We start from the raw sequence: 21,859 nt of genomic DNA, 5'->3' as shown, positions 1-21,859 counted from the left end.
AAGATCATGAAAAATAAATTATTTATGTTGATGTTAGTGCTAGTAATTGTTGTTTTAGCAGCATGTGGTACAAAGGACAAAGAAGAAAAAACAGGTAGTGAAGGTACAAACACAGAAGATAAAAAAGTATTAGTTATGGGTACATCTGCAGACTACCCACCATTCGAATATGTTGACACTGCAGTTAGTGAAGACATTATCGGGTTTGACGTAGACCTTGCAAAATTAATCGGTGAAAAATTAGGATATGAAATTAAAATTGAAAATATCGACTTTAACAGCTTAATCCCGTCTATACAAGCCGGAAAAGTAGACTTCGTACTAGCTGGAATGAGCCCAACACCGGAGCGGGATAAAGTAGTAGACTTTTCTATTGCTTATAACGAAACAGTTCAAATGGTTGTAACTAAAAAAGATAGTGGTATTCAAACAGTTGAAGATTTAGCAGGTAAAACAGTTGGTGTACAAGTATCTTCCATCCAAGAAGATCTTGCTAATGAAGTGGCAAAAACTGTAGATATGACAATTGAAAGCCGTAACTTAATTCCAGAAGTTTTCCAAGACTTAATGACGAAACGATTTGATGCTGCAATCATTGAAGATATCGTAGCTGAAAACTATGTTAAACGTAATGACGATTTAGCTTTCTTCCCAGTTGCAATAGATGATGCTGACTATAAAGCAGCTGTATTCCCAGAGGGAAGCGAATTAAAAGCACAATTTGACGAAGCAATTCAAGAATTAATCGATAACGGCAAGATTGAAGAATTAAGACAGAAATGGTTTGTTGTAGAAGCAGAATAACATTAACTTCATACAGCAAATGTTTTTTTGCGACGAGCTTGCGCAGGAGCAGAAGTCTCTCACCTCTAAAGGTGGAGAAATGAATACAAGATTTAGGCTTTTTCATTGGGTGTCCAAACACCCGCTAAAAGAAGTGAAAGCCTCGGGACGGATATCACAGATTTTGAAAGAATTTAATCGTGGAAGCACGATTCAAAATCTGGACGTAATTATTCCGAGTCGTAATTGATTCAGCAGACGTATAAACGACGTGGCGAATTTGAACATAATAGCTTGAAAAGAAAGGAGGGCAACGATGTGTTAGATTTCACAGCAGTCGTTCCCTCTATTCCTTATATTTTAAAAGGAATAGGTGTCACGCTTCAAATAGTTATTGGAGCTACTATCATGGGTCTTGTGCTCGGTATTTTACTAGCACTTTGTAAAATTGGGAAAATAACTGTATTACGTTTACTAGCAGATTTTTATACATCTATTTTTAGAGGAACACCGCTTGTATTACAATTAATGCTTATTTTCTATGCGATTCCTCAATTATTTGATATTCAAATTGATCCAATGCCAGCTGCTATTATTGCATTTGGTTTAAACTCAGGTGCTTATATTTCTGAGGTTATTCGAGGTGGTATTAATGCGGTTGATAAAGGCCAGCAGGAGGCATCACTTGCATTAGGTATTCCATACGCAAAAATGATGAAGGATATTATTTTACCACAGGCCATGAAGAACATTATGCCTGCATTAATGAATGAATTTATTACATTAAATAAGGAATCTGCGATTGTAACGGTAATCGGGGCGCTAGATATTATGCGCCGTGCAACCGTTGTTGGTGGTTCTAATTACCATTATTTAGAGGCCTTAATAGTTGCTGGTGTGATTTATTATATTATGACGCTCATTTTAACCTTCCTTGGTAAAATGCTAGAAAAGAGGATGAGAAGAAGTGATTAAAGTAGAAGACTTGCATAAATCATTCGGACAAAATGAAGTGTTAAAAGGGATTTCAACTGAAATAAAAGAAAAAGAAGTAATCGCTATTATTGGTCCATCGGGTTCGGGAAAGTCAACGTTTTTACGTTGTATAAACTTATTAGAGGAACCAACGAAAGGCGTTATTACGATAGGAAACGATGTTGTAACAGATAAGAGCACAAATATTATGAAGGTACGTGAAAATGTCGGAATGGTGTTCCAGCATTTCTACTTGTTCCCGCATAAAACTGTGCTTGAGAACATTACGTATGCACCAAGAAATGTGCAGGGGATTTCGAAAACAGAAGCAATTGCAAAAGCAGATGAGCTTCTACGTCAGGTTGGTCTTTATGAGAAACGGGATGCATATCCAAACCGCCTATCAGGTGGACAAAAGCAACGTGTAGCGATTGCGCGTGCATTAGCGATGAATCCATCTGTTATGCTATTTGATGAACCAACGTCAGCACTTGATCCAGAGATGGTAAAGGAAGTACTTGAGGTAATGAAGTCACTTGCTGAATCAGGTATGACGATGGTCATTGTAACGCATGAAATGAACTTCGCTCGTGAAGTAGCGGATCGTATTCTATTCCTAGATGGTGGTCAGCTTGTGGAAGATACGCCACCAGCACAGTTTTTCACAGAGCCAAAATCCGTTCGTGCGAAAGAGTTTTTAGAGAAGGTTTTATAATCATAGACGAGCAAGCCCTGTTTATATGGGGTTTGCTCGTTTTTTATGGAAGATATTCCAGGTTTGATAAAAATAATTCATAAATTAAAAATAAGGCTCTGTAAACGATCAATTGCTTTAACAAAGTCCTTAATATATGAGCAAAATTTATCTTGTAAAGTATATACCGAAAAGAATGGTGTAGAATAAGTCAATTTTGACTCATTCTACACCTTTTTTTGTAATTGAAAATTAGATTGTCTATATTTAAATTAATATTATTTAGTATTTAGCTTAAATAAATTTAATTATTTAATTTTAATGTTGATTTTGTTATTTTGATGATATATGATGAATACAAATAAGAGGAGGGACTTAAAAGATATTATGGCCCATCAAGTAATTAGTCATTGTCCTGTCTGTAGTGAAACATTAAAAATCACGAAGTTACATTGCACTCACTGTCACACAACAATTGAAAATGAATTCGAATTATCCAAATTGGCTTCCCTATCAAATGAACAACTTCGATTTGTCGAAGTATTTCTAACATGTCGTGGAAATATTAAGGAAGTTGAAAAAGAACTTGGAATTTCCTATCCAACAGTTCGAGGCAAACTGAATGAGGTTGTTAGCTCCCTAGGCTTCGAAACAAAGAAGAAAAACGAAGTGGATGAGAAAAAGGTAATTGCAATGTTAGAAAACGGAGAAATAACTTCGGAAGAAGCGATTAGACTTTTAAAAGATGAATAGGGGGAATTAGAGATGAATGCAGAAATTGAAAAAGTATTAACAATGGTACAGGAAGGGAAAGTGGATGCAGCGAAGGCTTCCGAGCTTATTCAAGTATTAAAAGCACGAGAATCTGGAAGCGCATCTTCACCAAAATCACCTGTATATGCAGACAAAACATTAAAAGTACGAGTCGTATCAGCTGAAAATGATAACGTCACTGTCAATTTGCCAATTAAGCTTGTAAAAGTTGTATTGTTGGCCGGACACAATATTGCTTCAAGTATTCCCCAATCAGAAAAGTACGTAAAAGACATCGATATCAGCTTAATTCTGGATGCAATCGAAAATGAATTAGACGGACAAATTGTTGATATCAAGTCTGCAAATGGTGATACAATTTCCGTTACGATAGAATAGAGTGCTCATATGCTAAACGTAAAAGTAAAATCAAAAGCTATACGACTCTCGATTCCCGTTCCTTATATGATACTAAACATAGGCATTACTATACTTTCTTCACAATTATTGAATAAAATGATAAACAAGTGGACGGTGGAGAATAAGAAGGAAAAAGAAATGCCATTTACGATTCCGCAACTAGATAAAAAGGAACTCAAAGAAATTGTGAAAGAACTGAAAAGACATAGAGGGCTCGAAATCGTTGATGTCAAAGCAAAAGATGGTACAGAAGTTTTTATAAGGTTATAGATGTCAATTAAAGATAATAATGAAAAGACCAATTGACTGATGGTCTTTTTATTATGTATTTTTGTATGAAGCAAAGGAGGAATTGATTCATATCGCGAAGATTATATAATATCGTCCTAACACTGGATTGGAACGAAGAAAGTGAAAGTTTTATTTTAATGTAGCTTTGTAAAAAAGATTGATTATTTATAATAAAGTTTGATTAAAATCATCTCTCCTCTATAGATTTCTTAGAGGTGAGATGATTTTTTTTGTTGGATATTTATGTAAATGCCATTATAAAGATTGTGAAGAAATGTACTTAAACTACCATGGAAGAACGTAATATTCTTGCATATTCTGTGGTGAAGAAAAGCTTCATGGATGGCTAACGGGGCAGGTTAGTTGAATAAGAGATGTACTTAAAAAAGTATAAGCGAGAAAATTTTCATGAAGGTTTGGATGATGTGGCGTTTTAAGAAAATAAAGCATACGATACTTGATGTAATTTAAAAAGAACGGAAAAGTTGAAATAAGAACTTCAATCATGACCGCTATGTCACAAATTCTTATTGTCTAGCATTCAATTACGTGAATCAAGTGGACCCACATTCAACGGTTATCACTCAGGATTTCATGAGAGAGCAGATTGATGAAGAAGCTCAGGCGCAAACGATTATTTCTCGTCTCACATTGGCTCAAAAAAATCCTGCCGCCAATTTTTATTGGTTAATCAGGAATTGGGCAAAAGACAGCCTGCAGCGGCACCAGCTGGAGGTTAAGGAACGTTGTGATTTAAGGAATACCTGAGTCTAAGTACATTCCTTTAACACGTTGCATAGGATAATTTAATAAACGGTGAAGGGATTGAGAAAAATGTATTATGTTCCTTATATGTATCAATGTCAATACCCTTATTATACTAATGTGCCAATGAATAACTATGGAAGACAATCGGTTTACTGGACATATCCTAATGAGTTAGAACATGCAAACAGATTTAGTTCTTACTGCTCATCCAATGGTGATGGTAGAATATTGTTAACAGATTATGGACCGGAACCATTTGTCGTTAATATCAATGAAGCAACTAAGCAAAACAATACTTATCGTACCGCTTTATGGACAGGGACACATTTACAAGTTACTTTAATGAGTCTCCATGTTGGAGAAGATATCGGCTTGGAAATGCATCCTGACGTTGATCAATTCTTACGTATTGAACAAGGCCAGGGGATTGTTCAAATGGGCAAAAGTAAAGATAATTTAAACTTTATAAGAAATGTCTACGATGATTCTGCAATAGTGATACCTGCTGGAACATGGCATAATCTAACAAATACAGGTAATATTCCACTAAAACTTTATTCGATATATGCTCCTCCCAACCATCCGTTTGGTACTGTTCATCCTACCAAATCAGATGCAGAGGCTGCTGAAGAGGGTGATAGTCATCACAACTGAAATACCGTTATTTACTGCAAGTCTCCAGATGAATGGATACAGCACGCGTTTTTGGTAAAATAAGGATTATACGATATTAAAAAAGGAATAAATTCTACATTCTTCAAGAAGTTATTCTAATGGGAGTTCTTCTAGGTAAAGAGTATTTTCCAAAAAGAGCATATAAGACAGTGGAAGAATGGGAACATACAGAAGCATCCAAACTTCTTCATGATTCTGGGACCATCCATTAAGGGATTGGATTATTTTAATGTGTAGAAGAAATTATGAAATTTCTTCTTAAATTATAGAGGCGGTGATCCAGGACGGATTAACGCTTTTTTTTTTGAATTCTAACCCAGCAGTTTAGTGTAAGAAGGAACTTCGAACATTCATGGAGAAGTAACAACCAAAGGTGGTGGAATTATTGAAAAATGGTATGGGGGGCTGTATTAAACAGAGGCACTTTTCACTTACAAAAGATCAACGAGCTGCATAGATGGCTCTTTTTCTTGTTCAATTAAATAGCCAGTTTAGTTGAATAAGGTATTTATAGATTACATCACGCTAATGCTTTTGAATTAACAAAAGATGAATGGAACGATACATATAAACTTTTGCAAAATGCTAAGAAATATCTCGATGATAAATATGCACCAGATGGTTACACACTTGGTTGGAACGTAGGAAAAGTTTCAAATCAATCTATTTTTCATTCCACGTTATTCCAAGGTATAATGATGAACCTTTAGCTGGTAAAGGAGTTCGTTATTGGTTAAAATAACCTGAAAATCAAAGAGAAAGGCTGAAGATTATGTAATTTTTATTAAAGTAACGGGTGCGTTAGTCAAAGATCAATGAGCTACTTAGACGGCTCTTTTTTCTTATTGTGCTAACGCAGCAGGTGTGCGGCCGAGCCTAGGTCGTATCATATAGCGGGTGGGATTCCCGTCGAGTAAGAATTAGCCATTCGCTCGTAGCGAGTCTTGGAGGGCTAACGGTAACGTTAGTCTATAAGCGTAGACAGTTAGGTGGCGGGCCGAAAGCCAAATGGTTGAAGGGATTGAGCTCCATAATGTTAGTAAATCGATAGGGCTGATGCTTTACCTGCAGCAGAAAGCTACATTTTATCCTTCGTTAAAGGCAAGAAGGATAAAACCTCTCTGGAGTCAGAGACCTTGGCACGTTACACATGGTTCTGCTATCCTTAGTAGTTTTGTTTCCCATTTATACCTACCTCTGCGTGTAGTAAATGTGTCCCTAGTAAGGATGATAACTGGTAGCTAGCCTTTCCTCCATCGGCATTACCCAACTTCATTGGTACTACGCTGCTATCCGACTCCCTACAAAGGCATTTGGTTTCCTTGCTTATTATCGCTTGTACACCATACTCTTCTAAAAGGAAGATTAGCAAAAGGAAATCCTTTACTTGGGATAAATTCAATCTCTTTCTTCATAAACATCCGTTACCTTCACCAAGAGTTAAGGTGAATATATACGACTTAAGAAAAGAGATTAGCTACATTTTGTGAATGATGACTAGGAGGAGCCGTGTGCGTGAATAGCGCAAGCACGGTTCTGTGAGGGGGAGGAACACAATCTACCGTAAGTTAGAGAGGTTCCCTTCTACTCGACTAGTTGAAGAAGAGTTTTATTCCCATCTAGAATTAGTAACATTTTTAGGATAATTTAAATATACTAGTTAATCATTTAACATAAATATGGCAGTATTGGAGGATAACATGACATTTGACAAGCTACTGAATGGTGGTTATATTATCTATTTCAGACATGCTGAAGCAACAGTCGGAAATGATGACCAAACTGTAAAATTTGAAGATTGTAGGACCCAAAGGAATTTAAGTGAGACTGGTAAACAACAAGCAATGATTATTGGAAAAGTCATTAGGCAGACAGGAATACCAATCGAACCAGTTGTAATTTCAAGTCCCTTTTGTAGAGCAATTGACACTGCAAAATTAGCTTTTCCTAATAAGATTATACGTATTGTACAATCATTGGCAGAAATTGTTACTTTAAGTGAAGTGCCAACAATTACTGATGCTAAGAGAAAAATCATCATTCATGAGAATAGAAGATTATTCGAACTTCCACCCTCTACAGGACAAAACAGGATAATCATAGGCCATAGTTTTCCTAAAGAAATAGAGTTAGGGAATTTACCGTATATGACTGGAATTGTAATTCAACCAAAAGGCTGGAGAAAAGGATATGAAGTAATTGGCAAGTTGGATTTTAATGAAATAAATTAACAGCGTTGATTTTAAAAAATTGACGCTTTTTTGTATTTTACTTTTAACTTTGGTTAGTTGAATGAAATAAATAGGTGAATCTTTTTTTTTGAAAAGCACTACTAAACCTGATATATACAAGTTGATTTTTTCAGATGCAAATCTTCAGAATGTACAAAGAGTATGGGAAAAAATTATTCACTAACGAGTGCTATAGCGGAAGAACATTGAGTTGCAATGTAGCTCTTTTTTCTTGTTCAACTAAAGCAGCAGGTTAGTTTTTAACAAGGGATCTAGTTATGATAGGGTTATGTCAAACTTGTTAGAGAATTATTAGGAAGAAAAGGTTACACCAAACGGGGGAATCAAAATGAAATTATCTAGCTTTAATACGTTTACAGAGAAAGCTTTTAAAGGAAATCCTGCCGCTGTATGTTTGTTAAGTGATGAAAAAGCTAGTAGTTGGATGCAGGATGTTGCAAAAGAGGTGAATTTACCGGTTACTGCTTTTATTAATCGCAACAAAAATGAATACCATTTACGCTGGTTTACTCCTTCTACAGAAATACCTATTTGTGGACACGGAACACTGGCAAGTTCCTTTTTTTTATGGAAAAACGGGTACGTGGAAAAAGAAAAAACCATTATCTTTTATACAAAAAGTGGTATTCTCAAATCACGATTCGTAGATGAATGGGTTCAATTAGAGTTTCCTTCGATTCTTGAAGAGAAGTCAATTACTCCTGATTTATTGATTGAGGCTTTAGGTGTTGAGCCTACATACGTTGGAAAAAACCAATTAGATTATTTAGTGGAAGTAAAAACAGAAGCTATTGTAAGGGATTTAAAACCAAGGATAGACCTGATTGCCCAATTACCAGCCCGTGGAGTTATTGTTACAAGTCATTCGAGTTCAAATGAATATGACTTTGTTTCACGTTTCTTTTCCCCAGCTCAAGGCCTTAATGAGGATCATGTGACTGGTTCAGCACATTGTTGTTTAGGTCCATATTGGAAGAGGAAATTACAAAAAAGTGAGTTTATTGCTTACCAAGCTTCCGATAGAGGTGGTATTTTAAAAGTTAAAGTTTTAGATGATAAAGTTTTACTATCAGGGAAAGTAGTGACAATCTTTGAAGGTGATTTGACTATTTAATATTAATAATCCCTTCTTCTACTACCAGTGAAAGTAAGTTTTTTCAAGGAAAGAAAAATGACAACACTTAATAAGACTCTGCTCAATCGTTAAAAAAAGAGAAGAGCGTACATTAATAAGTCTATGGATAAGGGGGGAAATTATTGGATATTAAACCAAACACCATATTTAGTATTGTGGGAATAATACTGTGTTTTATCTTATTTGTCGTAGGTATGTTGTATGCTGAACAAATTCCTTTACTTATTATAGTAGGTATTTTAGGGCTGGGTGGTATGTGTTATTTAGTGTACCGTATTGTAATGAGGGCTATGAAAACTCAGAATTAATAACTATAACTTATTTAAGTTACGAGTGCTTTAATTGAACAAGACCATTTTGAACTGACCCAATAAAGTTAGACAAATATTTTAGGCAACTTCTAAGATCTGAGTTCGGTATTCTACCGGACTCAGGTCTTTTAATTTTGCCTTCATTCGCTTGTGATTGTAATATTCAAGATATTCTTCTAATTCCTTTTCAAAATGCGCCATGCTCTCAAACTCTTGTAAATAAAGCAGTTCTGATTTTAATAAGCCAAAGAAATTTTCGATGACTGCATTATCTAAGCAGTTTCCCTTACGGGACATACTTTGCGTTATCTGGTGCTCTTGTAGTGTTTTTTGATATTTTTTCATCTGATATTGCCAGCCTTGATCGGAATGAAGAATGACTTCATCTCCTGGCTGTAGGCGCAGAATAGCTTCGTCTAACATATCACCTACAAGTTGATAGACCGGTCGATTCATGACTTTATATGCGATAATTTCACCATTACACAAATCAAGAACAGGTGACAGATAACGTTTTTCTCCAAAGAGATGGAATTCGGTCACGTCTGTTACCCATTTCTGATTCATTTTCTCCGCCTTGAAATCACGTTGTAATACATTAGGAGCGATTTTTCCGACGTTTCCTTTATAAGAGCGATACTTCTTCATACGGACCTCACATTTTAAACCGATTTCATTCATCAAGCGGTTAATGGTCTTCGGGTTATACGTAAAACCGTATTTCTGCAGTTCTTTCGTGATGCGACGGTAACCATAACGCCCCTTATGTTCGTGATAAATGATATTGATTACTTCTTTAACAGGCTCATATTTATCGACTTGATTCAGTCGCTTTTCCTAGTAGTAATAAGTGCTGCGTGGAATGTCAGCGATTTGAACTAAATCCACGACCTCATATTGTTCCTTTAGTTCAAAAATTACTTGCGCTTTGATTTTGTTTGTTATTTTTTCTGCGCCTGAACTAAAGCTTTCAACTTTTTTAAATAAGCATTCTCCATTTCTAAATGCTTGATTTTTGCTTGTAGGGCTTCTATTGAGTCTTCGGCTGGGATTGATTTTTGTGCTTCAACTTTTTTCGTTTCTTTTTTCATGGATGGACGCTCCTTTTTCTTTGGTTCTAGCGCGTCCAATCCTTTTGTCTTAAGCAACTGATCCCACCGATAAATGATACTCGGAGAAGAAATATTAAATGTGCTTGCCGTTTCTAGAAAAGACGTACCTGTTTCGTTCATAAAATTAAGTACGTCTAGTTTAAACCCAGATGAGTAACTTGTATAGCCTTTCTTAAACCCTTTTTCACCCTGTGCTTCAAATAATTTCACCCAAGTAATGACTTGAGATTTAGCTGCGCCAATGCTTTCTGCAATAGTTTGATAGCTTTCGTTTCCAGTTAAATAGCGTACCACCGCTTGTAATTTAACTTCTACTGTATATTTAGACATAAAAACACCCCGTAAATGTTAGTTGGTGTCTAACATTTACGGGGCAGTTCATTTCGATGGTCTATTTTTGTCCAAAATATCAAGTAGATTTCGGCGATTCTGTGTGAAATGTTACACTTAAACTAACACAGCAGGTTAGTGAAAGAAGCATAGGAATAATACGAAAGGAGGCAAGAATACAAGAAGAGCAACCCCTTTTGGCGTTGCTTTTTATTGTCCTCATAAATCCTAATTAAAAATACTTTCGATACAGTTCGTGTTTTAAATTGCCACTTGACTGTGCATATATCCTAGTCGTCTCTTTTCAATATAGGTGCTTTTGTTGAATAGAACATTTATCAAACTGTCATAAAAATAGCCATTCCGGAAGGACGATTTAAATTTCCGGCATTGAGTTGCCCTACAGGTACAGGATCGGTTGGATTGGAAATATCATAAATTTGTACCGTGTTAGCAAGAGAGGTTGCTACATACAACGTAGAATCTGTAATTTCCAATCCAAAAACATCATTCGCATTAAACTCGCCTACACGTACTGGAGCGGTTAAATTGGTAATATCATAAATTTCTACCGTGTCATTCCCTGTATTTGATACATACAAAGTAGTACCTCTTATAGCCAATGCAAAAGGACCATCTAAATTTCCGGAATTGAATTGGCCTTCACGGACAGGAACGGTTGGATTGGAAATATTATATATTTCCACTGTGTCATCGCCTGAATTTGAAACATATAACGTTGTACCTGTAATCACCAATCCGCCAGGAACAAATATATCTCCTTCACCAAACTCGCCAACACGGACAGGAGCGTTTGGATCGGAAATATTATAAATTTCAACCGTATTATTATCTTGACTTGTTACATACAAAGTGGTACCTGTGATAGCCAATCCGGAAGGAAGCATTAGATCTGCAGCACCAAACTCGCCAACACGGACAGGAGCGGTTGGATTGGAAATATCATAAATTTCCACCGTGTTGTTATCAGCAAAATTTGTTACATACAAAGTAGTACCTGTAATTGCTGCATCGATAGGATCACTTAAATCTGCTGCACCAAACTCTCCAATACGGACAGGGGATGTTGGATTAGTGATATTATAAATTTCTACCGTGTTATCACCAAAATTTGTTACATAAAGAAGTCTTCGTCTTAATCCCAAAATATTACCTCCTTTTTTTTTGAACTGAACTATCATATGCATCGAAATGGAGGGATATGGGATAAACATCTATTTATAGAGTGCTTTTTTTTGTTAACGCCTCGAAAAAACCAACAATTAGAAAGGTCGAGTTATTTTCGGTTAGTTCAATAAGAGGAATATGACGAGGTATTATCGAAATAAGTAAGCGGTACAGGAAAATCTTTAAATAAAAAGTTATTGGAGGTACTTGTATGTTTTATCGGAGAAAATTTTACACTGTAAAAAATGATTTTGTAGAGAAATTTAATGAACATTTCAATAAAACTAATTTACCTAATCAACTAAAGCACGGAGCACGTTTGGTAGGACGTTGGATGAATGATAATAAAGATAATACTACGGAAATTTTCGCTATTTGGGAATATGACAGTTATGACGATTATATAGAAATAGAGAATAATATAAAAGCTGACGGTACTCACGTTAAACGAATTAAAGAGTGGTACGAGAAAAATGGCGGTAGGGAACATGTTTTTACTGAATATATATTGGAAGTGAAAAACGAAGCGTTAGTGTCCACTCTAAATAAAGATAACTAATAATGTTAACTACTTGTTGAACTAACGTGGTGCTGTACTTGAAAATCATTGAGCTGTTTAGACAGCTCATTTTTTTATTCAACTAAAGAAGAAGGTTAGTTCAAGAAGGACTCCCCATTAAAATGCTTTTTATACAAAAGATCAAGGAGGAAATAATGAATTACATTCAAACAATTCGCAAATTAATTGGAAATGAAATGCTCATGACTGTAGGTTGTGGAATTATTCTTGAACAAGAAAATAAGATTTTACTACAACATCGAACGGATCGCGATGTTTGGGGTATTCCAGGGGGGGTTATGGAGCCTGGAGAAACGTTCCTTGAAACAGCTGTGAGAGAAACATTCGAGGAAACAGGATTAAAAGTTGAACAATTACAGTTGTTTGGTCTTTATTCAGGTGAAGAAGGTTTTGCAGAATATCAGAATGGAGATAAAGTTTTCAGCGTTCAGGTTATTTTCCATTCAAGTTGTTTTTCAGGAGAATTACTTCATCGCACTGAAGAAAGTTACGAACACCGATTCTTTTCCCGTAATAACCTACCTCATTTGAACTCGCATCAAGAGCGATTCATTCAGGATTGGGTGAACCAGGTGCCTTTGCCAGTAATAAAATAATTTAACAGAATTTGATTACCAAAAAGGGCAGAAACAATGCCCTATTTCTTATAGAGCTAACGCAGCATGTTGGTGAAAAGAAGGAATTGAATGCTATTTTATAGAAGTTACAAGTATAAGGGGGAGAAAAAACAATGATTAAATTAGTTTTAATGAATTCCGATGAGTATCAAAAATATATTACTTCAGCGATTAAATCATATGCGGAAGAAAAAGTTTTATCTGGGAATTGGAATCAGGAAGAATCAATTAGTAAAGCGGAAGAGGAATATACAAAGCTTTTGCCAAATGGTGAGAAGACTGAGAGTAATTTCTTATACACTATTCTAAATGATGACAAGGCAATTGGAGTTATATGGCTTGCACAAAAATCTGAAAAAGAAGGATTTATTTATGATATTAATATATTAGAAAAATACCAAGGATTTGGGTATGCCAAGGAAGCAATGAAGCAAATAGAGAATGTTGGGCAAAAACTTGGAATGATTAAAATAGGTCTTCATGTTTTTGGTCATAACATGGTCGCAAGAGGATTATATGAAAAATTAGGTTATCAGACTACAAATGTTTTGATGGAAAAAGAAATTTAATGTTGCTTATATTGAATTAGTTGGGGTGTTACTTAAGAGGGGTAACGCTCTTTTCTTTTTGAACTAAAGGCGCAGTTTAGCTGAATAAGTATTATCCATTTATTTTGTATTATTAGAAGAAAGTTTCTGATTTAATAGGGGGTATAATTTGATAAACATACAAAGTAACTCAAACAAATTAATTATAGTAGTACATGAAATTTATGGAGTTAACCAGCATATGAAGAAAGTTTGCCATTCATTATCAGAAAGAGGCTTTGATGTTATTTGCCCCAACTTATTAGAAATAGAAGGACCTTTTGAATATTCATTTGAAGAAGTTGCTTATCGAAATTTTATGGAGAATATCGGGTTTATTAATGCGACAAATAAAATTAAACGTGTATTGCAAGATAATAAAGATTCATATGAAAAAGTCTTTATTGTTGGATTTAGTGTTGGGGCAACCATTGCATGGTTGTGCAGTGAAGAAAACGATATTGATGGAATTGTTGGTTACTATGGTTCGCGAATTAGAAACTATCTAGAGATTGAACCTTTATGTTCAACAATGCTTTTCTTTCCTGAAAGTGAGAAATCATTTAATGTCAACGAATTAATATCATACTTAGAAAAAAAGAATATCGAGATACATAAAATTCACGGAGAACATGGATTTAGTGACCCCAACAATTCAAAATATAATGTAAAATCTGCACAAGAATCTTTTGACATATTGGTTGATTTTTTATCGAAACATTAATTCATTAAATGAAAGTTGCTCAGATGTTGCTGATATAGCACTTAAGACAATATTTATTTGCAGTGAAGAGTTTGTGAATAAATATACTTTAACTGACAGGGGCTTTACTTAAAGATCATTGAGATGCTGACGGCTCTTTTTTTCTTATTCAACTAAAGAAGCAGGTTAGTTGAATAAGAAAATTAATCCTATAATATAGCAATTGACATTGACTTAATCATTTCTTTAGGCTAAGGTCTGGTACTTTGAACTAAAGGAAAATGCAGTGGATTGCATACAAGGTAAGGTAGAGGGATGGACCTTTTAGCTAGCAAGAATCTTTAAGAAGAGCATTTCTGCTAATTTTCTTCAACTGGTAAAGAGTATATGATCAAAAAATAGTTAGCATCTATTGTATAGAGGAGCACTAGAGCACCCAAAATTGCATTCTCTGAAGCTTTATGAGTTGGAAAGCAACTTTTCACTCATTATCCAAAAAGATCTTAACCTTATTCGTACTGTTGAAGGAGGGCGACGGACAGACAAATGCCATAAGATCACCGAGAAAAGAGAGGCTGGTCGTGACGTCAGTCACGACCAGCTTCTCTTAAAAATCAATCGATAATGATATAGTAATAAGTCTGTCCAAAGACCTCCGAAAACGGTACAAAACAGGTTTTGTACTTAAAGGGCACTATGCGCTTTTTTAATTGGTACTAAGAGATAATGGCTCTGCCGCTTCATTCTTTGTCTGTTCAATTATTTCGATAAATTTTTCGATTGTAGATGTTAGATAGGTATTGGAACGTCTAATAAAAATTGTTTTGATCTTACTATATTTTTCAGGTAGTGTATGGCACTGAATTAACCCTCTTTTTTCTAAATGGGCAACAGCAGATTTTGGTACGAATGTGATGCCTAGTCCTACAGCAACACTGCTTAGAATTGTTTCTAATGTCCCGAATTCCATCACTTTTTGAGGAATTATATTTTGATCTTTGTACCAAGATTCAAGTCTTGCACGGTACCCACAGCCATTGCTGAAACAAAGGAATGGCTCATGTATTAATTGTTCTATGGAAGTTGCTTTCATATCTGATATGAGAACAAGCTCTTCTTGAAAAACATCATGAGATATGAGGTCAGGATGTACATCTGTTTCCGTTACAAAGGCTCCATCTAAACGATGATTCAATACATCTTGTTGCAATTGGTTGGTAACACCTGTTAGTAGTGAGAGGTCCACATTTTTATACTTCTTCGTATAAACAGATAATATATTTGGTAATTTAATAACTGTTTCTACAGATCCTATCTCTAACTTACCGGATGGATTATCCCCGCTTTGTACGACTTTTTTCATTTCATCCGTTAATGATAATATTTTCTCGCAATAGACTAATAATTTTTTTCCTTCAGGTGTTAAACTGATACCGCGATTATGTCGATTAAACAGCGGTGTATTTAGCTCTGTTTCCAGCTTATGAATTCTTGAAGTAATATTCGATTGTACATAACTTAACGCTTTTGCAGCTTCTGTGATTGTTCCTTTTTGCGCAACTAGTTGAAAAATCTCTAAGTCTTTAAACTCCATATTCTCTTCTCCTATTAAAACCTTGTATCTATCATTTATGATATCACTAATAATGATAACAAACATCATTATTATTCATTTTACATGATGCCTAAGTGTGTCGTTTAATAGATAAGGCGAACATTTGAAGGAGATTGATGTGTTATGAAAGGTAATGTATTATTAGGTGCTATTTTATGTCTTGTAGCAAGTGTGTCGTGGGGAGCCATGTTTCCTGTTGCGCATAATGCTTTTCAATATATAGATCCGTTTTATTTTACTATTTTCCGTTATGGTACAGTGACAGTTATTTTAGTAATACTTCTATTATGGAGAGAAGGAAAACAGGCATTTCAATTTGAAGGAAAAGGATTATCATTATGGTTTTTCGGCACGATGGCTTTCACGGTTTATAATTTACTTATTTTCTGGGGAGAAGATTTATTGGGAGAGCCGGGTGTGATGGTTGCATCGATTATGGAATCTTTAATGCCAATGATATCTATTGTAATTGTATGGATGTTGTACAGACGTAAGCCTTATACATTCACATTAGTATGTGTTTTAATAGCATTTATTGGTGCTGCGCTCGTTATAACGAAAGGGGATTTCGGAGCGTTTTTATCTGCTACCGATAATCTTGTTCCTTCCGTACTTATTTTGATAGCGGTTATTGGATGGGTTATTTACACAATGGGTGGCAGTCAGTTTAGAGGTTGGTCTGCTTTACGGTATTCTACATTAAGTTGTCTTCTTGGAACGATTTCAGCAGCTGTTATCGTTTTGATTCTTACACTTTCTGGTTATGTGAATGTACCCACAATGGAAACAATGACGATTGTAAGTCCTCATTTATTATTTATGATTATTTTTCCTGGTGTAATTGCACTCATCGGCTGGAATGTCGGTGTTAGTATTCTTACCCCATTAAATGGTCTGTTATTTATTAACTTTGTTCCTGTTACAACACTTGTGATTTCACTTATTCAAGGAAATCAAGTAAATTATTATGAATTAATTGGAATTACGTTTATTATATTTTCATTGATTTCGAATAATATTTTTCTGCGTAGACAGCAGAAAAGTGAGCCAGTTCCGATAAATAAAATAAAAGCGTCTTCTTCTATGAAAGAAATTTTGTAGAAGCTAGCGGCTTTTTCCTTGTGTCTAACACAGGAGATGAATTCATCGGCTACAACCAATAGTTAAGAGTGTTTTCTTCTACAAATGAATATTTGTAAGAAGAAGACACTTTTTTTGTTGGAAATTATTTTTCAACGTACATGAAATTATTTTACTGATAAACTCGTTATGATAGGTGAGTGATAAAAACGAGACATGCGCATGATCGTTTTAGCAAGGAGGTCAATATGGAAGAAGAACTACAGTGGATACATGAGGTGCTATCAGGTAACAAGCAAGCATACGAACATATTATTAATAAATATAAAAATCAGCTATATGCGACGATTTTACGAATGACGAAAAATCCGCAGAATGCACAAGACTTAGTACAAGAAGCATTTATCAAAGTGTATCATCATCTAGATAAATATGATGAAAAAGGATCGTTTGCTGGTTGGATTTATCGTGTGGCGATCAATCACTGTATGGATGAGTTTCGTAAAAACAGTTACAAGATGAAGCAAGTGGAAATTAACGAAGAAAAAGTTGTAAACACTAATTATCCTGAAATCATCTTTTTGAAAAAGGAGAAAAGCAGACAACTAGAACGACTAATAGCAACCCTACCTGAAGATGAAAGAATGATTATTCTTTTGCGGTATGTAAATGAGTTAAGCTATAACGAAATAAGTGAACTGGTCGAAGTCCCTCTATCAGATGTTCGCAATAAACTGCACCGAGCAAAGAAAAAAATGAGAGATACGATAAAACGAGAAGGAGGCTATTTTTATGAACTGTCCGAAGGTAGATAAACTTTCTCAGTACGTTGATAACTTACTTACAGTACGGGAGCATGATCAAATATACGCTCATGTTAAAAGCTGTGATGATTGTATACGAGTCGTTGAGGCTTTCCAAGAGGAACAACGATTTCTAAAAGAAACATTACAAACACCAACATTACCAGATGATTTTGCTTCCATTGTCTTGGATAAGATTGAACCTTATGAACAGAAGATAGTCCGGAGAAAAAGTAAACCTTGGAAACGCATTTTACTTTCTGCAGCGGGAATTGTGCTAGCTTTGGGTTTAACTGCTGCACTGAACCCTAGTTTTGCTCAGTTGATAGGTGGCATGTTTGGAACGGAACAAGTGGATGAAGGATTAAGAATGGCTACTGAATCCGGTTTAGGAGAGAGGGTTAATCTAGAAGTAACGGATCGTGGAATTACTTTTAAAGTGGAAGATGTCGTTGCCGATTCCTCTCGAGTTGCATTATCCTTTCAAGTTTTAAATCAAAACGGAAAACCACTTGATACACATCTTAATCTTGCTGACTCTGAAAATAAGATTATTGTATTAGATCAGAATGGAAAAGAAAATAATAGACTTGGAACAGGTTGGAGTGAAGGCAGTGACTATGGGTTTATAGAATTTTCATTGCGGGAACAAGAAGCAACAGATAAGTTAACGATAAAGTTCGATTTAGTTGAGTTAAATGGAGTTAAAGGCAATTGGAAACTAGAAGTCCCAGTAGATTTAATAGAAAATAAAAAATTAACAAAGACAATCCCATTAAATGATGCTAAAAAAAGCGCTAATGGAGTAGTCGTAAATATGAAGGAAGTTCAATTTGCCCCTTCTTCCAATGACTTATCCTACGAAACGTCTTTTACGAATGAAGAACAAGCGCTTGTAAAAGAAAAGATTCAAAAGCTTGAAGAGAAGTTTGGAGAAGAAAAAGTAAACACCTCTACTAGCTATGGGACTGCAATTCAGTATCATATTGAGAATGAGGAAAAGAAGTCTATTTATTATCGTAATAATAGTTTGTTGGAAGAAAAAGGGGAACATGATAGCTTAAGAATGCTTTCAGGTGCTGGAGAAGATATGGAACAACTTGGACAAGTTGCATGGAATGAATCTTATATTCCACAAAAAGTTAACAACAAACTAACTTTTGTGTTAGATGGAGTCTTTAAAACTGTACCATCTGATTTCTCCATTACAATTAAACCGAAAGAATTGAAAAAACATCCTGTTTCATTTGAATATGAAGGGAATTTTATAACGATTAATAAAGCGACAATACAGAGTGAGTTTTCTTTACGTAAGTCACTAATACCAGTAGAAAAAGAAACAATCTTTCAAATTGAGATGAAAGGCGGCAAAGAAGCACTTTCTTCAGAACTTGGTACTTGGATTTTAGTAGATGATAAAGGAAACACATATCCTACTAATCAAAGCGGATCCATACTTAATGAAAAAGATAAAAACGCTCGCTATAAATTAAATCTAAACCTCAAAACATATGACTTAGAAGATATTCCGGAAGAATTAACGTTACACTTACTTTCAGTAACTCGTTATTATGAAGTAAAAGATAAATGGCAAGTTCCATTATATTAACTCTAAAGCATGTTCATCTACAGAAAAATTGTAGATGAACACGCTTTTTTATTTGCAGAGTTCTATTTCCAACTATTTAATACTAGATACTAGTACTAAGTGTTATAATGATGGAAAGTAGATAAAGGAGATGAAATAATGTTTGATACTCAGAAAATAAAAGATATTATTAGACATCGCTATCCATTTCTTTTAGTGGATAAGATTTTAGAACTAGAAGAAGGAAAGAGAGCAGTTGGTATCAAAAATGTGACAGCAAATGAAGAATTTTTCAAAGGACACTTCCCTAATTATCCAGTTATGCCAGGTGTATTAATTGTTGAGGCATTAGCTCAAGTAAGTGCAGTTGTAATGCTCACTAAAGAAGGAAACCAAGGTCGATTGGGGCTTTTAGCTGGTGTAGATAATTGTCGCTTTAAACAGCAAGTAAAACCAGGTGATCAACTTCGTCTCGAAATAGAAATTACCCGTTTAAAAGGGCCAATCGGAAAAGGGAAGGGAATAGCTTCTGTAGATGGGAAAATAGTTTGCGAGACAGAACTGATATTTGCATTTGGCGATTAATACAAATTGAATATCAAAATAGTTCGTCTTGTAATGACATATGATACATTTGATGTTAATAGGCAAGAGTGGATTTTGAAAATAATTAAAGAGTTAAAAATCAAGTAAGTATATTGTTTTCCCTTCCTGTTACATATACGTTCGTAGTCATAACCATTTCTACATAACTCTGGACTTGGAATCGTAGAGGTCAAAAGAAATACTAGTACAGAGGAAGATAAATATGATGAAAAGCGTTTTTCTTCTACAGATAAAATTTTGTAGTGAGAAGACTCTTTTTTGTGGAATGGATACGTTATACTAATAATATTGATTTTTCTTACTGTATGAAGTGCAATTTCGAGGTAATTAGTAAAGGTTGGTGGATTTATATGCAAAAATATATTGGTGAAATATTGCTTGTAGTAACAGCAATTATATGGGGAAGTGGTTTTGTTGCAAGTGCCGTATCACTTGAATATTATACGCCCTATCAAATTTTGGCTGGAAGATTTTTAATTGGGGCTATTATTTTAAGTGTTTTATTTCATAAAAAGCTTAGAATGGCCAAGAAGAGTACAGTGATTAAAGGTGCAGTTTTAGGAATTTTTCTATATGTAGCTTTCGCTCTTCAAACAGTGGGCTTGCAGTTTACAACGCCTTCTAAAAATGCGTTCTTAACAGCAGTAAATGTGGTCATTGTTCCTTTTTTAGGATTTCTACTATATAAGAGAAAAATGGATATGTATGAGCTGGGTGGAGCAGTTTTAGCTGTTATTGGTGTAGCTGTACTTTCATTAAAGTTATCTTCCGAGATCAATATAGGTGATTTACTGACACTATTATGTGCAGTTGGATTTGCGTTTCATATATTCTACACATCACGATTTGTTAAAGAAGAGGATCCGGTTGTCCTTACCATTGTTCAGATGGTAGTGGCGGCAGTTATTGGGTGGATTGTTGTACTGTTTAGAGGAGAAACTTCCTTTTCTATGGAAACAGAAGGGGTGTTGAACCTTCTTTATCTTGGTATTTTTTCCACAACGATTGCTTATTTAATGCAAACCGTAGCGCAGAAATACATAACAGAAACAAAAGCAGCAATCATTCTCTCGACAGAATCTTTTTGGGGAATGGCGTTCTCGGTAATTATTTTAAGTGAAGTGATGACGTTTAAAATGATTCTCGGTGCAGTACTTATACTTCTTGCGATTATCCTATCTGAAACAAAGTTTGGATTTTTGAAAAAGGATAAAATGAAATCTCTTGTATAAACCTTCGATGTAAAGCGTTTCTACGATTCGTGTAGAGACGCTTTTTATCGACGTACTCGGAAAGCGCAGCGTAGCATCCGTTATTCGCAACATTGGTTGCTTACTAGCAACATTACGGTGTATACAGGCAATATATATATAAACAGTTTAGTAAAGGAAACAGTGAAACGTTATTTAATTGCTACCCAAATTTCATTATACGTATTCGGATTAGTAGCATCAGTATCCAAATACACTTCAAAAGGTTTTATGGAAGATGGTACATATCCGCTAGATGGGAACCATTCGGAATAAATTCGTTCCCACATAGTTGCTATAGCGGAAGGGAAAGGTCCTTTTATTTCAAAAATAACCCACTTGGCAGCCGGAAAGTCGATTTTTTTTAATCCATGTGGCACGTTCCCGTTATATTCTGCAGCAACATAGTAGTCCATTCTATTTTCCTCTTTATTCACCTCTGCCCAGATGCCTAATAGTCCCTTTGTTTCTCCTTCTTTTAAATCATTTAATTGATCTACGGTTCCATTTTCATGTATTTCAGTCCAAAAATTTTGATATGCTTGAAGACCTCCATTTTCTACATCATAAGGAAATTCTCGATTAATCCCAATTACTTGAAAAGCATTTCTTTCAACAATACGATATTGCATTCGTTTTACTCCTCTCCTTCTATCATCTTTCCTCCACCATATTTAATTTAAATTAAATTATATTCTAACTTTACGATATGTTTCAATTTTTAACACATGAAAAGGAGATAT

23 protein-coding genes and 2 pseudogenes are annotated in these 21,859 nt (G+C 35.0%); 21 read left to right on the top strand and 4 right to left on the bottom strand.

Going from position 1 to position 21,859, the window contains the following annotated elements; all coding sequences use genetic code 11:
* Positions 1–6: 6 nt before the first annotated feature.
* The 12 genes and pseudogenes from MHB48_RS15695 to MHB48_RS15640 all read left to right on the top strand — a co-directional run bounded on the left by MHB48_RS15695 (position 7) and on the right by MHB48_RS15640 (position 9,054).
* Positions 7–804 carry a transporter substrate-binding domain-containing protein gene (locus tag MHB48_RS15695; protein WP_342598880.1) on the top strand — a complete coding sequence of 266 codons (798 nt, stop codon included), beginning with the start codon at positions 7–9 and terminating at the stop codon, positions 802–804.
* Between the two features lie 297 nt (positions 805–1,101).
* Positions 1,102–1,758: an amino acid ABC transporter permease gene (locus MHB48_RS15690; protein ID WP_340922989.1), complete on the top strand. Its 657-nt coding sequence runs from the start codon at positions 1,102–1,104 to the stop codon at positions 1,756–1,758.
* On the top strand, positions 1,751–2,473 hold the full coding sequence (locus tag MHB48_RS15685) for an amino acid ABC transporter ATP-binding protein (protein WP_340922986.1): 723 nt from the start codon (positions 1,751–1,753) through the stop codon (positions 2,471–2,473). Before MHB48_RS15690 ends, MHB48_RS15685 begins: the two co-directional genes overlap by 8 nt.
* Positions 2,474–2,839: 366 nt before the next feature.
* A complete protein-coding gene (locus MHB48_RS15680; RefSeq protein WP_342601403.1) occupies positions 2,840–3,205 on the top strand; it encodes a DUF2089 domain-containing protein in 366 nt (121 codons plus the stop codon).
* Between the two features lie 12 nt (positions 3,206–3,217).
* Positions 3,218–3,604 carry a hypothetical protein gene (locus MHB48_RS15675; protein ID WP_342598879.1) on the top strand — a complete coding sequence of 129 codons (387 nt, stop codon included), beginning with the start codon at positions 3,218–3,220 and terminating at the stop codon, positions 3,602–3,604.
* Between the two features lie 9 nt (positions 3,605–3,613).
* The gene (locus MHB48_RS15670) at positions 3,614–3,895 is read left to right on the top strand and encodes a hypothetical protein (protein ID WP_342598878.1); all 282 of its coding nucleotides are present in this window, start codon (positions 3,614–3,616) and stop codon (positions 3,893–3,895) included.
* Between the two features lie 615 nt (positions 3,896–4,510).
* Complete coding sequence (locus MHB48_RS15665; protein ID WP_342598877.1) at positions 4,511–4,684, top strand: hypothetical protein; 174 nt, start codon at positions 4,511–4,513, stop codon at positions 4,682–4,684.
* 66 nt (positions 4,685–4,750) lie between these two features.
* A complete protein-coding gene (locus tag MHB48_RS15660) occupies positions 4,751–5,338 on the top strand; it encodes a cupin domain-containing protein (RefSeq protein WP_342601402.1) in 588 nt (195 codons plus the stop codon).
* Positions 5,339–5,889: 551 nt separating this feature from the next.
* Positions 5,890–6,101: pseudogene (locus tag MHB48_RS15655) on the top strand (HIT family protein); the annotation flags it as partial.
* 958 nt (positions 6,102–7,059) lie between these two features.
* Entirely contained in the window at positions 7,060–7,590 is a 531-nt protein-coding gene (locus tag MHB48_RS15650) for a histidine phosphatase family protein (protein ID WP_342598876.1), read from the top strand.
* A 349-nt stretch (positions 7,591–7,939) separates the two neighbouring features.
* Positions 7,940–8,725 (top strand): PhzF family phenazine biosynthesis protein, encoded by a 786-nt coding sequence (locus tag MHB48_RS15645; protein WP_342598875.1) that lies wholly within the window; start codon positions 7,940–7,942, stop codon positions 8,723–8,725.
* 143 nt (positions 8,726–8,868) lie between these two features.
* Positions 8,869–9,054: a hypothetical protein gene (locus MHB48_RS15640; protein ID WP_342598874.1), complete on the top strand. Its 186-nt coding sequence runs from the start codon at positions 8,869–8,871 to the stop codon at positions 9,052–9,054.
* Between the two features lie 81 nt (positions 9,055–9,135).
* Here MHB48_RS15640 and MHB48_RS15635 read toward each other — a convergent pair.
* Positions 9,136–10,499, bottom strand: a pseudogene (locus MHB48_RS15635) (IS3 family transposase).
* A 338-nt stretch (positions 10,500–10,837) separates the two neighbouring features.
* On the bottom strand, positions 10,838–11,665 hold the full coding sequence (locus tag MHB48_RS15630) for a hypothetical protein (protein ID WP_342598873.1): 828 nt from the start codon (positions 11,663–11,665) through the stop codon (positions 10,838–10,840).
* 233 nt (positions 11,666–11,898) lie between these two features.
* Here MHB48_RS15630 and MHB48_RS15625 point away from each other — a divergent pair, with 233 nt between their 5' ends.
* The 4 genes from MHB48_RS15625 to MHB48_RS15610 all read left to right on the top strand — a co-directional run bounded on the left by MHB48_RS15625 (position 11,899) and on the right by MHB48_RS15610 (position 14,195).
* Positions 11,899–12,246, top strand: a complete 348-nt coding sequence (locus MHB48_RS15625) for an NIPSNAP family protein (protein ID WP_342598872.1) — start codon at positions 11,899–11,901, stop codon at positions 12,244–12,246.
* Positions 12,247–12,401: 155 nt separating this feature from the next.
* Positions 12,402–12,863, top strand: a complete 462-nt coding sequence (locus tag MHB48_RS15620; protein WP_342598871.1) for an NUDIX domain-containing protein — start codon at positions 12,402–12,404, stop codon at positions 12,861–12,863.
* A 134-nt stretch (positions 12,864–12,997) separates the two neighbouring features.
* On the top strand, positions 12,998–13,453 hold the full coding sequence (locus MHB48_RS15615) for a GNAT family N-acetyltransferase (protein ID WP_342598870.1): 456 nt from the start codon (positions 12,998–13,000) through the stop codon (positions 13,451–13,453).
* A 148-nt stretch (positions 13,454–13,601) separates the two neighbouring features.
* Positions 13,602–14,195 carry a dienelactone hydrolase family protein gene (locus MHB48_RS15610; protein WP_342598869.1) on the top strand — a complete coding sequence of 198 codons (594 nt, stop codon included), beginning with the start codon at positions 13,602–13,604 and terminating at the stop codon, positions 14,193–14,195.
* A gap of 685 nt (positions 14,196–14,880) precedes the next feature.
* On the opposite strand, the gene MHB48_RS15605 is transcribed toward MHB48_RS15610, so the two are convergent.
* Complete coding sequence (locus MHB48_RS15605) at positions 14,881–15,768, bottom strand: LysR family transcriptional regulator (protein WP_342598868.1); 888 nt, start codon at positions 15,766–15,768, stop codon at positions 14,881–14,883.
* A gap of 144 nt (positions 15,769–15,912) precedes the next feature.
* Here MHB48_RS15605 and MHB48_RS15600 point away from each other — a divergent pair, with 144 nt between their 5' ends.
* From MHB48_RS15600 to MHB48_RS15580, 5 genes are all read left to right on the top strand, one after another.
* Entirely contained in the window at positions 15,913–16,890 is a 978-nt protein-coding gene (locus MHB48_RS15600; RefSeq protein WP_342598867.1) for a DMT family transporter, read from the top strand.
* A 227-nt stretch (positions 16,891–17,117) separates the two neighbouring features.
* A complete protein-coding gene (locus MHB48_RS15595; protein WP_342598866.1) occupies positions 17,118–17,684 on the top strand; it encodes an RNA polymerase sigma factor in 567 nt (188 codons plus the stop codon).
* On the top strand, positions 17,662–19,281 hold the full coding sequence (locus tag MHB48_RS15590; RefSeq protein ID WP_342598865.1) for a DUF4179 domain-containing protein: 1,620 nt from the start codon (positions 17,662–17,664) through the stop codon (positions 19,279–19,281). The genes MHB48_RS15595 and MHB48_RS15590 overlap by 23 nt, the downstream gene beginning before the upstream one ends.
* 138 nt (positions 19,282–19,419) lie before the next feature.
* The gene (gene fabZ / locus MHB48_RS15585; protein ID WP_340922925.1) at positions 19,420–19,845 is read left to right on the top strand and encodes a 3-hydroxyacyl-ACP dehydratase FabZ; all 426 of its coding nucleotides are present in this window, start codon (positions 19,420–19,422) and stop codon (positions 19,843–19,845) included.
* A 371-nt stretch (positions 19,846–20,216) separates the two neighbouring features.
* Positions 20,217–21,098, top strand: a complete 882-nt coding sequence (locus tag MHB48_RS15580; RefSeq protein ID WP_342598864.1) for a DMT family transporter — start codon at positions 20,217–20,219, stop codon at positions 21,096–21,098.
* 170 nt (positions 21,099–21,268) lie between these two features.
* On the opposite strand, the gene MHB48_RS15575 is transcribed toward MHB48_RS15580, so the two are convergent.
* On the bottom strand, positions 21,269–21,748 hold the full coding sequence (locus tag MHB48_RS15575; RefSeq protein ID WP_342598863.1) for a GyrI-like domain-containing protein: 480 nt from the start codon (positions 21,746–21,748) through the stop codon (positions 21,269–21,271).
* Positions 21,749–21,859 lie beyond the last annotated feature (111 nt).

Origin of the sequence: Psychrobacillus sp. FSL H8-0483 (assembly GCF_038637725.1) — a bacterium.
Taxonomy (GTDB): domain Bacteria; phylum Bacillota; class Bacilli; order Bacillales_A; family Planococcaceae; genus Psychrobacillus.
This window is presented reverse-complemented; position numbering and strand designations above follow the sequence as displayed.